The following is a 3021-nucleotide window of genomic DNA, read 5'->3' on the forward strand; positions in this document are numbered from 1 at the left end:
AAATGTGTATAAGAGACAGGATATAGGCGTCGCCGGTGAGGATCACCATGCCGGCGATCCCGCGCTGCTTGCCCTCCATCAGCAGGTGGATCAGGTTCTCCTCGCTGCGGGGATGGTTGATCCCGGTGATAAACACCAGCTCTCCGCCCATGATCCACTCGGCGATATTTTCATTTTCCGCGACGTAGTACCAGCGCACCGCCAGCTGGAGCCCCTGCTGCCCCGCGCGCAGCCGCATCGCCGAGAGTCCATCAAGCGCGAGAATTTCGCTGACCGTCAGGCTCATGGCTACTGCTCCGCCGCCGGATCGGCCGCCGGCTGGCGTTTGCTCAGGCGGGTCAGGACGATATAGACCAGAGCGGAGACGGTGATGCCCACCAGCGGCGCAATCCACGGCGACAGGTAAGCCACCAGCGCGCCGACGGCATAAGCGCCGAGCCCCAGCCAGTTAAAGCGCGGCAGACGCGCGGTTTGCAGCAGAGGATAGCGTCCGCCGCGGTAGAACCAGTAGTCTGCGAGGATCACGCCGCCGATGGGCGGGATGATGCTGCCCAGCAGAACCAGGAACGGGATCAGCATTTCGTACATCCCGCCAATGGCCAGTAGAATGCCGACGCCGGCGGCGACAACGGTCAGGGTCCGACGGCGTTCGCTGCGCAGCAGGTGGCAGGCGGCGGCGGAAACGTTATAGATGGTCGGCCCCTGAATCGTCAGCAGATTGAGGCACAGCATCACCACCGCGGCGACGGAGAGCCCCTGCAAAATCAGCACTTCCACGATATCGGCCTGCTGATAAACGATGGCGCACCAGGCCCCGGCGACAATCATCAGCCCGTTGCCGATAAGGAAGCTGCCCATGCTGGCGAGGATGGCGGTGCGGCTGGAGTTAGCCAGCCGCGTCCAGTTCGTCGCCTGGGTTGCGCCGCTGGCGAAGGTGCCAAATACCATGGTGATGGCCGCCGACCAGGTCATGGTTTCGCCCGGTTCGATTTTGGTCATCGCCTGCCAGCCGCCGGCGTGGTGGGCGGCAAGGTACATGGAAACCACCAGCAGGATAAACATCAGCGGAACCGAAACCCGCGAGAGCGCATCCAGCCCCTTATAGCCCACTAGCGCGGTGACGCAGAACAGAATACCGAACAGCACCATCAGCGGAACGGTCAGGGCCTCCGGCAGGGCAAGGATTTTGACCAGCGAAATTGCCACCGTGGCGGTACCCCAGGCGTACCAGCCCAGCTCGGCGAAGCCGAGAATAAAATCGGCGAGCCTGCTGCCGATCTCGCCGAAGCAAAAACGCCCCATCAGTACGGTGTTCAGCCCGCTGCGGGCGGCAATCCAGCCGAGCGACGCCGCGTAGAGGGCCAGCAGAAAGTTGCCGATAACCGCAATCCACAGCAGGTTAACGATGGAAAAGGAGACGCCGAGCTTTCCGCCCGCGAACATGGTGCCGGTAAAAAAGGTAAAGCTGAACAGAACCATGGAGATTGAAAACAGGCCCTTGCGCCCTGAGGCCGGCGCTTCGACGAGCGGGAAATCGTTGCTGTTTGACATAGTGGAACCTCTGAGTGGTCACCCGAATGGCGATGCCTGAGGGGTAGCAAGAGGTGTGCCAAAAAAAGCGGGGCAGCAGGAACATAGCGGGGTGGGCAGTGTGCACATAAAAATCCGCTATACGGCGCCGTTTTGCCAGAAGGGTGTGCAGGGTGCAAAGTTTTGCACCAGAGTGGGGCAGCCGTTCGGCGCTGCGCGTCGCGGGCGGTCGTCAGCGCCGCTGCTGAAATTTACCCCCGCCGCGCGTAGAACGATCCCCCGTCTTTTTAGCGGCCCGCAGCGGGTAATATTGGCATTATGCAAACGCTCAGTTGTATCACTGTTAAAAACGGCGATTACATATGCTTTTCTGATATAACCATTATTAATGTAAGCCTTTCCTGAAATATTGTTCAGCCGGGCAGGCGGTGTTAGTATCGGGTAAATAGCCATTTAGACGGCTAAAGAACCTTGTCTCGGGTTATCCTGCTGGCCGTTTTGCCTTAGCGCAGCGACGCCGCTGCCTGCCGCAGCATCCCCCGAGCGTAAAGGTTCTCCAAATACCATCGCTAAACTAAGGAACTGCTATGTGGCAAGAAAGACTCGCGCAACTGGTCACCACCTGTCATTGGATCGGTGCTAAAGGCTGGGCGCCGGCGACCGGCGGCAATATGTCCGTGCGCCAGGATGAGACCTGGTGCTGGCTCAGCGAGTCGGGACGCGATAAGGGCAGCCTGACCAGCGACGATTTTCTGCAGGTGGATATCGCCAGCAATACCGCGCCTTCCGGGCGCAAGCCCTCGGCGGAAACCGGGCTGCATACCCTGGTCTATCGTCTGTTCCCTGAGGCCAACGTCGTGCTGCACGTCCATACCGTCAACGCGACCGTGCTGTCGCGCATCGAGAAGAGCGGGACGCTGGCGCTGCAGGGCTACGAAATGCAGAAAACGCTGACCGGCCAGCACAGCCATCTCGACACCGTCCCGGTGGCGATTTTTGATAACGACCAGGATATCGACGCCCTGGCGGCGCGCATCGAAGATTATGCGCAGACCCATCCGCTGCGCTACGGCTTCCTGCTGCGCGGCCACGGCCTGACCTGCTGGGGGAAAGATATCAACGAGGCGCGTCGTCAGCTGGAAGGTCTGGAATTCCTGTTCGAGTGCGAGCTGATGCGTCGCCGCTACGAGCGCGACTAAATATTCAACGGGCGATCGGATCAGGCATGGATTTTTATCTGGGTATCGATATCGGCACCTCGCGGGTCAAGGCGGTGCTGTTTGATGAGCATTTTCAGGCGCGGGCCAGCGCGGCGGAGAGTACCGGGCCGCGTCTGTCGGCTAACGGCTACGCCGAGCAGGATATGGCGCAGCTGTGGCAGTCGGTGATCGCTATTTTGCGCCAGATTGCGCAACGCCCGGAGCTGCAGGGCGGGCGCTTAAGGGCCATTGGCCTTGCCGGGCAGGGCGAAGGGGTGTGGCTCAGCGATGC

At 60.7% G+C, this 3021-nt stretch carries 4 protein-coding genes; 2 read left to right on the top strand and 2 right to left on the bottom strand.

The features are described from left to right. On the bottom strand, nucleotides 1-286 hold a 286-nt coding region (locus PFH44_RS26310), incomplete at its 3' end, for a PucR family transcriptional regulator ligand-binding domain-containing protein (protein ID WP_283826656.1). A gap of 2 nt (nucleotides 287-288) precedes the next feature. Beyond that, nucleotides 289-1551 (bottom strand): cytosine permease, encoded by a 1263-nt coding sequence (gene codB / locus PFH44_RS26315; RefSeq protein ID WP_045854432.1) that lies wholly within the window; start codon nucleotides 1549-1551, stop codon nucleotides 289-291. 566 nt (nucleotides 1552-2117) lie between these two features. Between codB and PFH44_RS26320 the strand changes: the two genes are divergently transcribed. Both PFH44_RS26320 and PFH44_RS26325 read left to right on the top strand, forming a co-directional pair. Beyond that, entirely contained in the window at nucleotides 2118-2729 is a 612-nt protein-coding gene (locus PFH44_RS26320) for a methylthioribulose 1-phosphate dehydratase (protein WP_045854433.1), read from the top strand. A gap of 26 nt (nucleotides 2730-2755) precedes the next feature. After that, a partial coding sequence (locus PFH44_RS26325; protein WP_283826658.1) for an FGGY family carbohydrate kinase occupies nucleotides 2756-3021 on the top strand: 266 nt, incomplete at its 3' end.

It is taken from the genome of Klebsiella sp. Ech2A, assembly GCF_030078455.1.
GTDB classification, from domain to species: Bacteria; Pseudomonadota; Gammaproteobacteria; order Enterobacterales; family Enterobacteriaceae; genus Klebsiella; species Klebsiella terrigena.

Excerpts from the sequence above, each read along its gene's own strand:
- codB (WP_045854432.1), bottom strand. The coding sequence starts at position 1,551 with ATGTCAAACAGCAACGATTTCCCGCTCGTCGAAGCGCCGGCCTCAGGG.
- PFH44_RS26320 (WP_045854433.1), top strand. The coding sequence starts at position 2,118 with ATGTGGCAAGAAAGACTCGCGCAACTGGTCACCACCTGTCATTGGATC.